This window comes from Bradyrhizobium sp. CCGE-LA001, from assembly GCF_000296215.2.
GTDB lineage: Bacteria > Pseudomonadota > Alphaproteobacteria > Rhizobiales > Xanthobacteraceae > Bradyrhizobium.
In genome coordinates, this window is sequence record NZ_CP013949.1 from 6116411 (window position 1) to 6130319 (window position 13909).

Sequence of the window (13909 nt, forward strand, 5' to 3'; positions counted from 1 at the left end):
CATGGCGGGGCGGGATCGCGGCGTCAACGCATGCAGGATCAGATCAGGCTGGCGTAGGACAGGAAGCCAACGCTCTGCCCGGGCTCGACGCCCGTGACGGCTTCACCGAGCTCGACGAGGCCCGCGGTCTCGACCAGCGACGACAAGAGCCCCGCGCCCTCGCGCGGGAACTTGATCGCCTCCAGTGCGCCGTCCTCCCCGCGCCGCAAGGAAACGCGGACGTATTCGCGCCGGCCCGCCTTCTTCTTGTAGGTGAACGCGGCGCGCACCGGGATCGGCAAGAGCGGCTCCGGTAGGGCGCCCGCCAGCGCCAGCACCGTCGGCCGCACCACATGGACGAAGGTGACGAAGCTCGCGACGGGATTGCCGGGCAAGCCAATCAGCGGCGTGCCGTCGATGATGCCCATCGCCACGGGACGGCCCGGCTTGATCGCCATCCGCCACAGCACCAGCGAGCCGATGCTCTCGACCGCGGCCTTGACGTGATCCTCCTCGCCGGTCGAGACACCGCCGGTGGTGAGGATCAGGTCATGACCACCGGCAACCTGCTTCAGGCCGTTCGCGAGCGAGGTGCGTTCGTCGCGCAGGATGCCGAGATCGCCGACCTCGCAGCCGAGCCGGCGCAACATCGCCATCAGCATGAAGCGGTTGGAATCGAACAGCTGTGACGCCGCGCGCGGCTCACCGGGGGAGGCGAGTTCATCTCCCGTCGAGAACACCGCAACGCGAATACGCCTCACGACGTCCAGCTTGGTCAGGCCGAACGCTGCGGCGAGCGCAACGTGCTGCGGCAATAGGCGCTGGCCAGCGCGCAACGCGACGTGCCCTTCGGGAATGTCCTCGCCTGCGGGGCGGACATTGGCGCCCGGCTTTAATCCCGACGGCAGCACGATCTTGCCTGAAGCGTCGATGCGGACATCCTCCTGCATGAAGACGGTTTCCGCGTCCGGCGGCATCGGCGCGCCCGTGAAGATGCGCGCGGTGTAGCCGGGCTTGATCGGCGCCTGTGCAAGGCCGCCGGCCTGAATGCGGCCGTCGAGCGGAAACGCATGCTCCGCGCTATCAGGAAGATCCGCATTGCGCACGGCGTAGCCGTCGACGGCGGAATTGGTGAAAGGCGGCAGCGGCAGGGGCGCAGCAACGTCGCGCGCGAGCACGCGCCCGTCCGCCTCGACCAGCGGCGCCGTCTCAAGATCGGCAATCGCGTTGACGCGCGCCGTGATGAGGCCAACGGCCTCGTCGACCGACATCATCGGGCCGCCGAAGGCAAAGCAATCGTCAGACAGTTGCGCCATGGTGCCTCGTCAGCGCAGCGCGGCGCTTTTTGCCACCGCTTCCTCAACCGGCATCGCTGCGCGGAGCATCAGCGCCGCCGCGCCCTCGATATCGTCGAGATGGACGGTCGGCAGGCGGGTGTCAACTGCGACGTCGGTCGCAATGCCGGCAATGCCGGGATCGTCGGGGAACAGCAGCGGCTTGTCATTGGCCGCGCGGTGCACCTCGATCTTGCGGTGCGGCTCACGCTTGAAGCCCTCGACCACAACGAGATCGACCGCGGACAGCTTGCTCAATAGTTCCAGCAGCCGTGGCTCCGCGGTGCCGCGCAGCTCGTGCATCAGGGCCCAGCGTTTCGACGAAGCAACCAGCACCTCGGCCGCCCCGGCCTCGCGATGCCGCCAGGAATCCTTGCCTGGCACGTCGACGTCGAACTGGTGATGCGCATGCTTGATAACGGAGACGCGCAGGCCTTGCGCGTTGAAATGCGGGATCAGCCGCGTCAACAGCGTGGTCTTGCCCGCCCCGCTCCAGCCTGCAAGGCCGATGACTTTCATGTCAGCTCTCTTTTCCAGCAGCCAGTGCTCGCCAACGGAACCAGTGTCCCCTTCCCGTCATTGCGAGGAGCGCAGCGACGAAGCAATCCAGACTGCCGCCGCGGAGAAAGTCTGGATTGCTTCGCTGCGCTCGCAATGACGACGAGGCCCGCATTTCGTTATCTCCCCGCCATGCATATATCGGCTTGACCCCAATGTCATGCTAACGTCGTGGCCATGATGAAGATCGACAAGACCCCGGTGCCCCTGATCGTCCCCAACCCCGACGATCCGCGCCTGACCCAGAGCGTGACCGGGATCGACCAGACCGGCGCCAGGGTCGAGATCAAGGTCCCGATGGAGCGGCCGCTGACGCTCTATCTGAATTCGCAGGAGATCGTCACCATGATGACGATCGGCGACTATCCGGAATATCTGGCGCTCGGCTATCTGCTGAACCAGAACATGCTGAAATATAATGACGTGGTCACCGAGGTCGAATACGACGACGACCTCCAGGTGGTCGTCGTCCGGACCGAACACCACACCAATTTCGAGGCCAAGCTGAAGAAGCGCACGCAGACCTCGGGCTGCGCGCAGGGCACCGCCTTCGGCGACCTCTTGGAGGCGGTCGAGAGCGTCGCGCTGCCGAAGGCGGAGCTGCGCACTTCCTGGCTCTACCAGATGACGCAGACCATCAACACCATGCCCTCGCTTTACCTCGAGGCCGGCGCGATCCATGGCTGCGTGCTGTGCAAGGGGGGCGCTCCGCTCTGCTACACCGAGGATGTCGGCCGCCACAACGCCGTCGACAAGATCGCCGGCTGGATGTACCGCCACGGCGTCGACCCCTCCGACAAGATCCTCTACACCACGGGGCGCCTCACTTCGGAGATGGTGATCAAGACCGTGCGCATGGGCATCCCGATCCTGGTGTCGCGCTCGGGCTTCACCGCCTGGGGCGTCGATCTCGCAAGGCAGGTCGGACTGACGTTGGTCGGGCGCACCCGCGGCAAGCGCTTCATCGCACTCTCGGGCGATGAACGCATCGTCTACGACCAGGACCTCGCTTACGTCGAGGAGGAATCGGCCAAGCACAAGCGCAAGGGTGAAGGTGGTGACGACTAGTTTTCCGGCCACGCGCATTCCGCCAACTCTTGGCGTGCTGCTCGCCGGCGGCCTCGCCCGCCGCATGGGCGGCGGCGACAAGCCGATGCGCACGATCGGCGGCCGCACTATCCTGGAGCGCGTGATCGCGCGCCTTTCGCCCCAGTGCAGCGGACTGATCCTCAACGCCAACGGCGATCCCGCGCGCTTCGCCGCATTCGGCCTGCCGATCGTCGCCGACGATGTGCCCGGCTTTCCCGGCCCGCTCGCCGGCATTCTCGCCGCGCTGGACTGGACCGCGGCCAACCGTCCGGAGATCGGATGGGTGCTCAGTGCCGCCGGCGACTGCCCGTTCCTGCCCCGCGATCTCGTCGCCCTCCTGCATGAAGCGCGCGAGCGCGAGGGCGCAGAGCTCGCGGTCGCCGCCTCAGGCGATCAGTCGCATCCGGTGATCGGCCTGTGGCGCGTCGCCTTGCGCGACGAGCTGCGTCACGCCCTGGTCGTCGAGGACCTCCGCAAGATCGACCGCTGGACCGCACGCTATCCGCTTGCGACAGTGACCTGGCCTGCCGAGCCGCTCGATCCGTTCTTCAATGCCAACACGGTCGAAGACATCGCCGAGGCCGAGCGGCTGGCGACGCTGGACGACGCGTCCTAATTATTTCAGGATTTCGGAAACTCGTTGAGGAGCTGCGACCAGATGATCGCGAAGGCGATCAGGCCGCAAAGGCCGAGGGCCGTGGTGAAGCGCGGCAAACGGCCGATCGCGACCAGCAGCCAGGCCGGCAGGAAGAACGCCCCGAAGACCATGCCCAGCGGAAACACCGCGAGCCATTGAAAGCCGCTGCCGTCCCCGGGCGGGACATTCGCGATGTAATGGAAAGTGTAGAACCAGAACAGCGTGCCGGCCGCTGCGACGAGTGCAGCGATCTTGCGGAAATCGAGGGGCGTAGACGCGGTCATGACTTGGCTCATGCTCCTTGGTCGCGACGGTCCCTATCTGAGTTCATGACGTCTTGAACCGGACCGGGAAAGGAAGCGACCACAGCTGTGGACATTCCCCGGACGCAAGCCATGGCCGCCCCTCTCTTGAATACCATCTTCGATTTCGTCGATTTCGTCTTCGACCTTTCCGAGACGATCGATCGGACAAGACAACTGAGCAAGCCTGACATCGTCGAGGTGCCGCCGGATCCGAAACCTCTACCGCCGGCAGCACGCCGAGCGCTTGCCGAGGCCGAGGATCGTGAGCGCAAGCAGGAGCGGGACGCTCAGGCCGCCAGCGGCATCGATCACGCGTCGTAGCCGTAGACAACCTCGCGCGGCTGGAACGCCGCTATCATCTGTTGTCTACGCGGGCCGGAAGCCCGCCCGCGCGAGCGCCGCGCGCGCCTCATTCGAGCCGAGTGCGTCGAGAAACGCCCTCACGGCCGGCCGGTCCTTGCGCGCGCTCACCAACGCGAAGTCATAGTGCTCTTCAGCGAGCGGAATGAAACCGAGGCCGGCCGCATGGGCGACCGGCGCAATCGTCATGCCCCAATCCGCGCGATGCTGGGCGACGGCCGCCGCCACCGCATTGTGCGAGCGCGGCTGGTTCCAATAGCCCTCCGGGCGCGCGCCTCCGAGCAGCCGATCGATCAGGATGCGGGTGCCGGCGCCCTGGTTGCGGTTGACCATGATGCAGGCGGGATCGGCAAGCGCCGCCGCAACGGCCTCCTTCGCACCGAGACCATCGAAACGCTTGTCGCCTTTGCGGAACACGATGCCCTGCATCCGCCGCCAGCCCGGAACGAGTTCGAGACCTTCGGCGAGATAGGGCGTGTTGTAGGTCTCGCTTTTGTCGTCGAACAAATGGATCGGCGCGAGATCGCATTCGCCGCGCCGAGCCGCCGCAAGCCCACCGAGGCTGCCGACCGCGATCGAGCGCACGGTGAGGCCAGCATGCGCGAGCTTCGCGGTGACCAGATCGAGGCCGGTGCAATGGCTGCCGACGATGACGAGATCGGGCACGCGCACATGCGGCGTGAACAAGGTCACCTCGGCTGCGGTCCCCGCCGGCATCTGGTCGGCGAGCGCGTCGATGCGCAGGAAGCCGTCGGCCTGCGCGAACGAGGTGATCGCGCCGGAGCCCTTGCTGGAGGGATAGGCGATCAGGCCGTCCTTGCCCTCGACCAGCGAGACCATGACGAATTCGGTGCGGCCGAGCTCGGACGCGATGCGGACCGGCACGGTTGCGTTGACCTTGGCATCGGAGCGCGGCGACAGTCCGGCCATCCTGCGCAGCACCGGCACGATCATGTCGTTAAAGGTGAACATCGCCGAGGTCGGGAAGCCCGGCAGGATCACCACCGGCTTGCCGTCGCACACTGCAAGACACAGCGGCTTGCCGGGCTTCAGCGCAACGCCATGCGCGATGATGCCGGGCGCGCCGAGACGGCCGATGATGCGGTGGGACAGATCGCCTGCACCCTTCGACGTGCCACCCGACAGCACCAGCATATCGGCATCGGCCAGCGCCTTGCGCATGGCCGCTTCGAGCTTGGCTTCATCGTCGGGGATGGCGCCGAGGAAAACTGCCTCACCGCCATTCTCGTCGACCGCCGCCGCGACGATCGCACCATTGGTGTCGTAGATCTCGGCGGGCGCGAGCACCCCGCCGGGCTGCACCAATTCGTCGCCGGTCGAGATCACCGCGACGCGCGGCTTGCGCGCGACGGTCACCCCGGCGATGCCGCAGGCGGCCAGCATGCCGATCTCGCGCGAACCGATGATGGTGCCGGCGCGCAGCAGCGCTTCGCCGCGCGCGATATCGGAGCCAGCATAGGAGACGAATTGCCCCGGAGATATGGCGCGACGCATCTCGATCGCATCCGACCCTGCCGGCTGGGTGTGCTCAACCATGACGACGGCATCGGCGCCGCGCGGCAGCGGACCGCCGGTGGCAATCGCCGTTGCGGTTCCAACCGCGACTTGCAGGGCCGGAGCGGTGCCGCAATGGATGGTCTCGCCGTTCAGCGCCAGGCGAACCGGGTTGCCTTCGCTCGCCGCGGCGACATCCGCCGAGCGCACGGCGAAACCGTCGACATTGGAGCGGTCGAACGGCGGAACATCGATCGGCGCCGTGACGTCTTCGGCGAGCGCCGCACCGAGTGCATCGGCAAGCTTGCGCGGCTCGGTCGGAAGCGCCCGCGGAAACAGCGCAGCCTCGAAGCGCGCCAGCGCCTCCTCGCGCGACAGGATCTTGAGGAACTGCTCCTGTTCGAGCGCGCTGCGCTCTTGCGATCGCGGAATCATCGTCATGCTGGAACCCATATCATTCCCGCATCAGATAAGCACCGACCGGCGTGCCAGCCGCATACCCCTCGTGGCTGGCGGGGACGAGCAGCCATGCATCGGCCCGGGCAAGTGCCTGGAGCGGCCATTCACCCACGGCAAGCGGCATCCACGCATCATGTTCCCGGGACAGCAGGGCCAGTTCGGCGATGCCGACACTGGATGCGATCTTTCGCGCGAGCGGCAGGGTCACCTGCTGGCACGGCTGCCGTGCGGACAGCCGATCGATGAGTGGAGGCACGAGCGCGAGCCAGGCCGCAAGCGCATGATCGGGCGAGCCGGGCAAGGCGACCACGGGCACCCGTCCGAGCCGCGCGACCGCGGCGGTGCGTCCGGGCTGGAGCGCAAGGCCATGAGCGAGCACTTGGCCACGCCGGGCCAGTGCCGTGACGGCTGCGTCGCGGCGGCCGACGCCGCTGCCGCCGATCGTCAGCAGGACATCGCAGGAGGAGGCATCGAGCGCATCGGCAATCGACGCTTCATCGCGTGCGCCGGCCTCATGCATCTTCACATCCAGTCCGGCTGCGCGCGAGATGTCGGCGATCATCTGCGCCGATGCCGCTGCACCGGGCACAATGACGATGCGCAGCCGCGGCCGCCTTACGCCGAGTGTCTCAAGGCCCGCGACGCGCGCGATCAGAACATCAGCCGTACCGACCGGGTACCCCTCGGCTGCGGCAGGCGTGTGCGCAGCAACATCGCTGCCGGCACGCCTGACGCCCTGCCCCGGCACGGCCTCTGCCAGCACCTGGGCCAGCGGACCCGACAGCTCGACAGCACCGGCATCGAGCACGCAGTCGCATCCTTCCGGCATCGCGTCACCGATATCGACCCATGCAGGGGCCATCGCGAGCGGCAGCGGCGCGTAAGCGGACGCACCGACGAGATCATTGGCGGACAGCGCCCAGCCGTCAGCGGCGGCGACGTCGCGAGGCGGACAAGCCGCAAGCAGCGGCGTGCCCGCCGCGATGCAACCGATGGCTTCGGTCAGCGGCAATTCCGCGGCCGCGACGGGATCAACGCCGCGCAACATCGCGGCGAGCGCGGTGTCGAGCGGCGTGAGCGAGGGCGGCAGGCGCTGGGTCATGCGCCATGATGGACCATGCATCGCCCGCTTTGGCAACCGCCGGCGAAGCCGGCCTCAGCCGCCCGACCGGTCCGAATTGGGGAAGAACAATTGCTGGCCGTCGAGCTTGTAGTCGGCGATCGCCGTCTGCCCTTCCGGCGAGGTCAGCCAGTCGATGAAGGTCTGCGCGAGATCCTTCTTCACGTTCGGAAACTTTTCGGGGTTCACCAGCATCACGCCATACTGGTTGAGCAGCCGCCTGTCGCCTTCGACGACGATATCGAGATCGCCGCGCTCCCTGAACGAGATCCAGCTGCCGCGGTCCGACAACACATAGGCGTTCGCCGCGCGCGCGGCGTCGAGGGCCGACGTCATGCCGGTCCCGGCCACGCGATACCAGGCGCCCTTGGCGCTCGCGATGTCGATGCCGGCGACGATCCAGAGCGCGAGCTCGGCGGCATGGGTGCCCGAGCGGTCACCGCGCGTCACGAACGGCGCACCCTTGCCTTCGATCGTCTTCAGCGCGGTCGCGATGTCCTTGCCCTTCACGCCCGCAGGATCGCTCTTCGGGCCGATCAGCACATAGTCGTTGTACATCACGTCGAGGCGCTTCACGCCAAAGCCGTCGGCGACGAATTTCTCCTCCTGCGGTCGCGCATGCATCAGCACGACGTCGACCTCGCCCCTGCGCGCGCCGTCGAGCACCTCGTCGGCGCGCCGCGCGATCACCGTCACATCGATGCCGGTCTTGGCGCGGAAGGTCGGGAGCAGATAGTCGAGCAGGCCGGACTCCTGCGTCGCTGTCGTCGTCACGAGGACGATGCCGCGGTCCTCCGCGGACGACGCCGTAACGCTCGCGGCGAGGCCGCAGAGAAGCGCGAATGCAACGGCGAGGCGGCGGAGGGCCATGATCGGGTTCCCATTGGACGAGGCGCGATCATGATGGCGACCGATTGCGCCGCACTCGTGACGCATCCTGCGTCCCGTGCGCGTCCTGCTCGGGAAATTTCGGCAAGAAGAAAGCGCTCTGTGGATCGTTCACCAAAGCAGGAAGCGCGTGCGAGGATGTGTTGCAAAGCAGCGAGATGATCGGGCATGGTTTCCCGCGGACACGAATAGAAATGCAGAATTCCACCTGCGTCGAACGTCAAAAAGAAGCAAGAATTTGCATAGGAATGCAGGATGGAATTCCTGACGACCAGCGAAGCCGCCGACTATCTTCGGCTCGGCGAACGCAAGCTCTACGAACTCGTCACCACCGGCGCGATCCCCTGCACCAAGGTGACCGGGAAGTGGCTCTTCCCGCGGCACGAGCTCGATCTCTGGGTGTTGTCGGGCCTGGCACGTCCGGCCGGCATGCTGATCGCCGAGCCGCCGCCGGTCGTCGGCGGCAGCCAGGACGAGCTTCTGGATTGGAGCCTGCGCGAATCCGGCTCGGGCCTGGGATCGATGAGCGAGGGCAGCGCGCGCGGGCTCGAGCGCCTGCAGCGCAACGAGGTGATGGCGGCGGCGGTGCACTTCCATGCCCTGGACGCCGAAGGCAGTCTCGCCGGCGATACCAGCATCGAAGCGCTGCGGGCAGCGCCCGATTTGCATGATGCGGTGCTGGTCGCATTCGTGCGCCGCGAGCAGGGCCTAGTGCTGCCGCCAGGCAATCCCAAGCACCTGCACAGCCTGTCTGACGTGATCGCGCTCGGCGCCAGGATGGCGATGCGACAACAAGGCACAGGCGCGCAGATGCTGCTCGACGTGCTGCTCAAGCGCGCGGGCGCCTCGACACGGGATCTGCGCCGCGTGGAGACGCCGGCTCTCACCGGCCCGGACCTCGCCGAACTGGTCCGTGCCGGCCAGGCCGATTGCGGCATCGCGACGCGCGCGGCGGCGCGCTCCGCCGGGCTCGATTTCGTACCGCTGGTCTGGGAGAATTTCGACCTTGCGATGCGGCAGCGCAGCTATTTCCGCCCCGCCATGCAGGCCCTGCTCCGGCTGCTCGGCGACAGGCGGCTGCGCCAGCGCGCGGAGGGACTGACCGGCTACGACCCCTCCCCGGCCGGGCAGATCCGCTTCGCGGCCTGACATTGACGCCTGCCCCCAAATAGTTGCAAAAGAAACCAATTCAGCCGGGCACACCCGGGCAACACCGGCCAACGAGCCGGATCGAGGGAGGAGAGCGTGAACCCAATCAGATTTGGAGTGCCGGTCGCGGCCGCCTTGGCGGCGGCCCTGCTGTCCGGTGCGGCGTCGGCGCAGCTGTCCGACGACGTCGTCAAGATCGGCGTGCTCACCGACATGAACGGTCCGGCCTCGGCGCCGACCGGCCAGGGCTCGGTGACGGCGGCGCAGATGGCGATCGACGATTTCGGCGGCAAGGTGCTCGGCAAGCCGATCAGCATCGTGATCGGCGATCACCAGCTCAAGGCCGACATCGGCGGCACCATCGCGCGGCGCTGGTACGACGTCGACCAGGTCGATTTGATCGTCGACGTGCCGGTCTCCGCCGTCGGGCTCGCGGTGCAGAACGTCGCCAACGAGAAGAAGCGGCTGTTCATCACGCACTCCACCGGCACCGCGGACTTCCACGGCAAGTTCTGCTCGCCTTACGCAATTCAATGGGTGTTCGACACCCGCGCGCTCGCGGTCGGCACCGCGGATGCCGTGGTCAAGCGCGGCGGCGATAGCTGGTTCTTCATCACCGACGACTACGCCTTCGGCCATTCGCTGGAGCGCGATGCGTCCGCCGTGGTCACCGCCAATGGCGGCAAGGTGCTGGGCTCGGTGCGGCCGCCGCTGGCGACGCCGGACCTCTCCTCCTTCGTGCTGCAGGCGCAGGCCTCCAAGGCCAAGATCATCGGCATTGCCGCCGGTCCCCCCAACAACATGAACGAGATCAAGACCGGCTCGGAGTTCGGCGTGTTCAAGGGCGGCCAGCAGATGGCGGCGCTGCTGGCGCTGATCACCGACATCCACGGCCTCGGTCTGCAGGCCGCCCAAGGCCTGCTCCTGACCACATCGTTCTATTGGGACATGGACGACAAGACGCGCGAATGGTCGAAGCGCTATTTCGCCAAGATGAACAAGATGCCGTCGATGTGGCAGGCCGGCGTCTATTCCAGCGTGATGCACTATCTCAACGCCATCAAGGAGACCGGCACCGACGATCCGCTCAAGGTCGCCGCCAAGATGCGCGAGAAGCCGATCGAGGATTTCTTCTCCCGCAACGGCAAGCTGCGCGAGGACAATCTGATGGTGCACGACCTCTGGCTGGTGCAGGTGAAGACGCCGGAGGAGAGCAAATATCCGTGGGACTATTACAAGATCCTCACGACCATCTCCGGCGACAAGGCGTTCGGCCCGCCGGACCCGGCGTGTCCGCTGGTGAAGAAGTGAGGGTGGCGAGTGGCGAATAGGGAGTGGCGAATGGACGAGGCCGCCATTCGCAACTCGCCATTCGCTATTCGCTATTTCACCACGCCGATCTCGCGGAAATACTTCATCACGCCCGGATGGATCAGCTCTGGCCTCGGCGCGGCCGCGACGGTGTTCGACGCGGTCGTCTCGCAGGCCTGCGGGAGCTTCTTGCAGAACGTCGCTTCGACACCGTGCAGCGTCTTGGCGAGGCGATAGGCGATGTCGTCGGGCAGATCCTCGCGGGTGAGGACAAAGCTCCAAGAGCCGAGCGAGGCGATCGGCGCGGTCTGGGTGGGATAGCTGTTCGCCGGCACCAGCAGCGGCTTGAGGAACGCGTGCTTGGCGCGGATGCGCGTCATCTCTTCGACATCAGGCGCGATGAAGCGCGCGCCTGATGGGCTCGAGGCGACCGCGGCAAAGCCGGGCCAGCCGATGCCGGCGCCCCACAGCGCGGCGACGCGGCCGTCCTCGACCATGGCGGGGCCGTCGCCGGCGCGGTCGAGATAGACCGCTTTGAAGTCCTCGTCCTGCTTGAGCCCGAGGCCATCCAGCACGTAGCGCGCCAGGATCGGCAGGCCCGAGCCTTTCGCTCCGAACGCAACCGGCTGGCCGACGAGATCGCGGATGGTCTTGTAGGGACTGTCCGCGCGCACCACGAACATGCCGGGGTTGGAATAGATCGCGGTGAGGATCTTCAGCCGCACGGGCGCGCGGCCGATGCCGGCGAAGGCTTCATAGGCCGGCTCGCCCGCGACCAGCGCGAGATCGAGCTCGCCCTTCTCCAAGAGCGGGATGTTCTCGTTGCTGCCCTTGGTGTTGCGGGGCGCGATGGACAATTGCGGATCGGCCGCGTTCATCACCTCGGCGAAGGCGTTGCCGTAGAGCGGAAAGCCGCCGCCGGGCGTGGCAGTGCCCAAACTGATTGTCGTGGTCGGAATGGCGTTGCCTCCGGTTTGAGCAGCGGCGGGGCCGGCGAGCAGCACGGCTGCGAGAACGAGTATCGCGAATCTCATGATGGTCCCTGACGGACTGCGTCAACACCGACTTGCGGCGATGTAGGCAGCCGACCGATTTTGTGAAAGCATGCCCCGCAACGACAATAGAACAATGGGAGACGTCATGTTGCGAATTTTCCGTCAAGGTGTTTTCGGGCTCGTCATTCTTGCATCACTTTTCAGCAACATCCCTCCCGCCTCCGCCGCCTATCCCGACCGCCCCGTGCACTGGCTGATCGGCTTTGCCGCCGGCGGCCCGGTCGACATCGTGGCGCGGATCATGGCGCAGTGGCTGTCGGACAAGCTCGGCCAGCAGGTCATCGTCGAGAACCGCACCGGCTCCGGCGGCAACATCGCGGCGGCGGCCGCGATCAACGCCCCGCCGGACGGCTACACGCTGCTGTTCGTCGCGCCCAACAACGCGATCTCGACCTCGCTCTACAAGAAGCTGCCGTTCGACTTTTTGCGCGACACCGTTCCCGTCGCCAGCATCATGCAGCTCACCAACATGCTGGTCGTCTCCAACGCGTTCCCAGCGAAGACGGTTCAGGAGTTCGTCGATTATTGCAAGGCCAACCCCGGCAAGATCTCCTACGCCTCCTCCGGCAACGGCACCTCGGTGCACATGTCGGCCGAGCTGTTCAAGGTGATGACGAAGTGCGACATGGTGCACGTGCCCTATCGCGGATCGGCCATCGCATTCCCCGACATCATCTCCAACAAGGTGCAGCTGATCTTCGACAACCTGCCCTCCGCGCTGGAGCAGGTGAAGGGCGGCAATGTCCGCGCCCTCGGCGTGACCTCGCCGCAGCGCTGGCCGAGCGTGCCCGACGTGCCCGCGATCGCCGAGACCGTGCCGGGCTTCGAATCGGTCGGCTTTTACGGCATCTCCGCGCCGAAGGGCACGCCGCCCGAGGTGATCGAGACCCTCAACAAGGCCGTCGGCGAAGCGCTGAAGGACCCCAAGCTGGTGGCCAAGCTCACCGAAGTCGGCGGCCTTCCCAAGGCGATGACGCCGGCCGAGTTCGGCAAGCTGGTCGCCGGCGAGACCGAGAAGTGGCGCAAGGTGGTCGAGTTCGCCGGCGTCTCGGTGGACTAGGCGACGCCGCCGGCACGAAATTCGAGGGGGCCAACAGGCCCTCTCGCAACAAAGGGGCGAAAACAACCCCATGCACAGTAGAAGACCTGAGCAATCACAGGGGCTTAGCAAAGCGCGTCAACAGGCACCCCGAGGGGCGCGTTTGGCGCTTTGACTCGTCGGGCAAACCAGTGGCATGATGCCATTATTCCGAAATCCGGCAGCCGTCCCCAGAGCCGCGCTTTTCCGCGCAGCCCTCGCGTTCCGCCTCGATCCAGCGCCCTCCATGCGATGCGCCTTCGGAACGTCAACGAGGACCCTTCCTCCTTGAAAACGCTTGAGGATTGCACCCCCGCCTCAGGCCCTGTAAACGAACCGCGCACCGTTGCCGGCCGCACCAAAGCGGCCGCCTCGCGGCGGGGCCTGTAGCTCAATGGTTAGAGCCGGCCGCTCATAACGGTCTGGTTGCAGGTTCGAGTCCTGCCGGGCCCACCAATGAAATCAAAGGCTTACGAGGATTCATTCCGGTTCATCGGAATCACCGCACCAGAAACCGCACCAGAAACAGTGCGCCTTTCGTTCGCAGGCTTGGTGCTACTCTTGATCGCCTGATGCCGACCTCATCAGAGAGCGGTGGCCACTTGCTCGGCTATTTGACTGCCGGCCGGCTTTTGTTGTCCGGCAGTCCTTTGATGTTGGATGTGTCCTGCTACTGCACGCTCGGATTCGTGCCAATCGACGACCCCACGGTGTCGCCGGGCTTCACCGCTGACTGTTCTTGTTCCGGGCTGGCCCGCGATGCCGGTTCCTGAATTCTGCGCGCTCGGCGCTGCAGATGCGCTGGGCTGCGTCGTTTGAGCAAGGGCTGCCGAACCAGTCACGGCAAGCGCAATCGCGAAACTGCTGACGATCGACTTCATGGCTTTCCTCCAATCGGATTTCGTTGCAAAGCCCGCAAGTAATGGCCTCTGACGGCAGCAACGTGGTGCGGTTCAGCACGTTGCTAGAAGCGCCAGCGAATTTGCGCACGGTCCTCTCCGATTTCGAACAACACGTGCTCTCATCGCGCGAGAGGGGCCGTGCGAGCAGGTGCGCGTATGGCCGTGGTCGG

Annotated in this window: 14 protein-coding genes and 1 tRNA gene; 7 read left to right on the forward strand and 8 right to left on the reverse strand. The window is 66.2% G+C overall.

What is annotated here, in order from left to right:
- Positions 1-38 precede the first annotated feature (38 nt).
- On the reverse strand, positions 39-1295 hold the full coding sequence (locus tag BCCGELA001_RS28550) for a molybdopterin molybdotransferase MoeA (RefSeq protein WP_008557781.1): 1257 nt from the start codon (positions 1293-1295) through the stop codon (positions 39-41).
- 9 nt (positions 1296-1304) lie between these two features.
- Complete coding sequence (gene mobB, locus BCCGELA001_RS28555) at positions 1305-1832, reverse strand: molybdopterin-guanine dinucleotide biosynthesis protein B (protein ID WP_008557783.1); 528 nt, start codon at positions 1830-1832, stop codon at positions 1305-1307.
- A 216-nt stretch (positions 1833-2048) separates the two neighbouring features.
- On the opposite strand from mobB, the gene fdhD reads away from it, so the two are divergent.
- Both fdhD and mobA read left to right on the forward strand, forming a co-directional pair.
- On the forward strand, positions 2049-2939 hold the full coding sequence (fdhD, locus tag BCCGELA001_RS28560) for a formate dehydrogenase accessory sulfurtransferase FdhD (RefSeq protein ID WP_060736847.1): 891 nt from the start codon (positions 2049-2051) through the stop codon (positions 2937-2939).
- The gene (gene mobA, locus BCCGELA001_RS28565) at positions 2926-3576 is read left to right on the forward strand and encodes a molybdenum cofactor guanylyltransferase MobA (protein ID WP_060737893.1); all 651 of its coding nucleotides are present in this window, start codon (positions 2926-2928) and stop codon (positions 3574-3576) included. The genes fdhD and mobA overlap by 14 nt, the downstream gene beginning before the upstream one ends.
- A gap of 5 nt (positions 3577-3581) precedes the next feature.
- On the opposite strand, the gene BCCGELA001_RS28570 is transcribed toward mobA, so the two are convergent.
- Positions 3582-3881: a hypothetical protein gene (locus BCCGELA001_RS28570; RefSeq protein WP_060736848.1), complete on the reverse strand. Its 300-nt coding sequence runs from the start codon at positions 3879-3881 to the stop codon at positions 3582-3584.
- A gap of 111 nt (positions 3882-3992) precedes the next feature.
- On the opposite strand from BCCGELA001_RS28570, the gene BCCGELA001_RS28575 reads away from it, so the two are divergent.
- Entirely contained in the window at positions 3993-4223 is a 231-nt protein-coding gene (locus tag BCCGELA001_RS28575) for a hypothetical protein (RefSeq protein ID WP_060736849.1), read from the forward strand.
- Positions 4224-4268: 45 nt separating this feature from the next.
- On the opposite strand, the gene BCCGELA001_RS28580 is transcribed toward BCCGELA001_RS28575, so the two are convergent.
- Genes BCCGELA001_RS28580 through BCCGELA001_RS28590 form a run of 3 tightly spaced genes read right to left on the reverse strand, consistent with a single transcriptional unit; the run spans position 4269 to position 8226 of the window.
- Positions 4269-6218, reverse strand: coding sequence for a molybdopterin biosynthesis protein (locus BCCGELA001_RS28580; protein WP_060737894.1), 1950 nt, complete (start codon positions 6216-6218; stop codon positions 4269-4271).
- A gap of 13 nt (positions 6219-6231) precedes the next feature.
- Entirely contained in the window at positions 6232-7338 is a 1107-nt protein-coding gene (locus BCCGELA001_RS28585; RefSeq protein WP_060736850.1) for a molybdopterin-binding protein, read from the reverse strand.
- Between the two features lie 54 nt (positions 7339-7392).
- A complete protein-coding gene (locus BCCGELA001_RS28590) occupies positions 7393-8226 on the reverse strand; it encodes a substrate-binding domain-containing protein (RefSeq protein WP_060737895.1) in 834 nt (277 codons plus the stop codon).
- A 273-nt stretch (positions 8227-8499) separates the two neighbouring features.
- Between BCCGELA001_RS28590 and BCCGELA001_RS28595 the strand changes: the two genes are divergently transcribed.
- Positions 8500-9393, forward strand: coding sequence for a helix-turn-helix transcriptional regulator (locus BCCGELA001_RS28595; RefSeq protein WP_060736851.1), 894 nt, complete (start codon positions 8500-8502; stop codon positions 9391-9393).
- A gap of 96 nt (positions 9394-9489) precedes the next feature.
- The gene (locus tag BCCGELA001_RS28600; protein ID WP_060736852.1) at positions 9490-10704 is read left to right on the forward strand and encodes an ABC transporter substrate-binding protein; all 1215 of its coding nucleotides are present in this window, start codon (positions 9490-9492) and stop codon (positions 10702-10704) included.
- Between the two features lie 71 nt (positions 10705-10775).
- Here the strand turns inward: BCCGELA001_RS28600 and BCCGELA001_RS28605 are convergent, their stop codons facing one another.
- The gene (locus BCCGELA001_RS28605) at positions 10776-11738 is read right to left on the reverse strand and encodes a TAXI family TRAP transporter solute-binding subunit (protein ID WP_008557837.1); all 963 of its coding nucleotides are present in this window, start codon (positions 11736-11738) and stop codon (positions 10776-10778) included.
- Positions 11739-11844: 106 nt separating this feature from the next.
- Between BCCGELA001_RS28605 and BCCGELA001_RS28610 the strand changes: the two genes are divergently transcribed.
- The gene (locus BCCGELA001_RS28610; RefSeq protein ID WP_060736853.1) at positions 11845-12819 is read left to right on the forward strand and encodes a Bug family tripartite tricarboxylate transporter substrate binding protein; all 975 of its coding nucleotides are present in this window, start codon (positions 11845-11847) and stop codon (positions 12817-12819) included.
- 398 nt (positions 12820-13217) lie between these two features.
- Positions 13218-13293, forward strand: a tRNA-Ile gene (locus BCCGELA001_RS28615).
- Between the two features lie 128 nt (positions 13294-13421).
- On the opposite strand, the gene BCCGELA001_RS37425 is transcribed toward BCCGELA001_RS28615, so the two are convergent.
- Positions 13422-13718, reverse strand: coding sequence for a hypothetical protein (locus tag BCCGELA001_RS37425; RefSeq protein WP_335339429.1), 297 nt, complete (start codon positions 13716-13718; stop codon positions 13422-13424).
- Between the last annotated feature and the right edge of the window lie 191 nt (positions 13719-13909).

Excerpts from the sequence above, each read along its gene's own strand:
- BCCGELA001_RS28550 (WP_008557781.1), bottom strand. The coding sequence starts at position 1,295 with ATGGCGCAACTGTCTGACGATTGCTTTGCCTTCGGCGGCCCGATGATG.
- mobB (WP_008557783.1), bottom strand. The coding sequence starts at position 1,832 with ATGAAAGTCATCGGCCTTGCAGGCTGGAGCGGGGCGGGCAAGACCACG.
- fdhD (WP_060736847.1), top strand. The coding sequence starts at position 2,049 with ATGATGAAGATCGACAAGACCCCGGTGCCCCTGATCGTCCCCAACCCC.
- BCCGELA001_RS28570 (WP_060736848.1), bottom strand. The coding sequence starts at position 3,881 with ATGACCGCGTCTACGCCCCTCGATTTCCGCAAGATCGCTGCACTCGTC.
- BCCGELA001_RS28575 (WP_060736849.1), top strand. The coding sequence starts at position 3,993 with ATGGCCGCCCCTCTCTTGAATACCATCTTCGATTTCGTCGATTTCGTC.
- BCCGELA001_RS28580 (WP_060737894.1), bottom strand. The coding sequence starts at position 6,218 with ATGACGATGATTCCGCGATCGCAAGAGCGCAGCGCGCTCGAACAGGAG.
- BCCGELA001_RS28585 (WP_060736850.1), bottom strand. The coding sequence starts at position 7,338 with ATGACCCAGCGCCTGCCGCCCTCGCTCACGCCGCTCGACACCGCGCTC.
- BCCGELA001_RS28590 (WP_060737895.1), bottom strand. The coding sequence starts at position 8,226 with ATGGCCCTCCGCCGCCTCGCCGTTGCATTCGCGCTTCTCTGCGGCCTC.
- BCCGELA001_RS28595 (WP_060736851.1), top strand. The coding sequence starts at position 8,500 with ATGGAATTCCTGACGACCAGCGAAGCCGCCGACTATCTTCGGCTCGGC.
- BCCGELA001_RS28605 (WP_008557837.1), bottom strand. The coding sequence starts at position 11,738 with ATGAGATTCGCGATACTCGTTCTCGCAGCCGTGCTGCTCGCCGGCCCC.
- BCCGELA001_RS28610 (WP_060736853.1), top strand. The coding sequence starts at position 11,845 with ATGTTGCGAATTTTCCGTCAAGGTGTTTTCGGGCTCGTCATTCTTGCA.
- BCCGELA001_RS37425 (WP_335339429.1), bottom strand. The coding sequence starts at position 13,718 with ATGAAGTCGATCGTCAGCAGTTTCGCGATTGCGCTTGCCGTGACTGGT.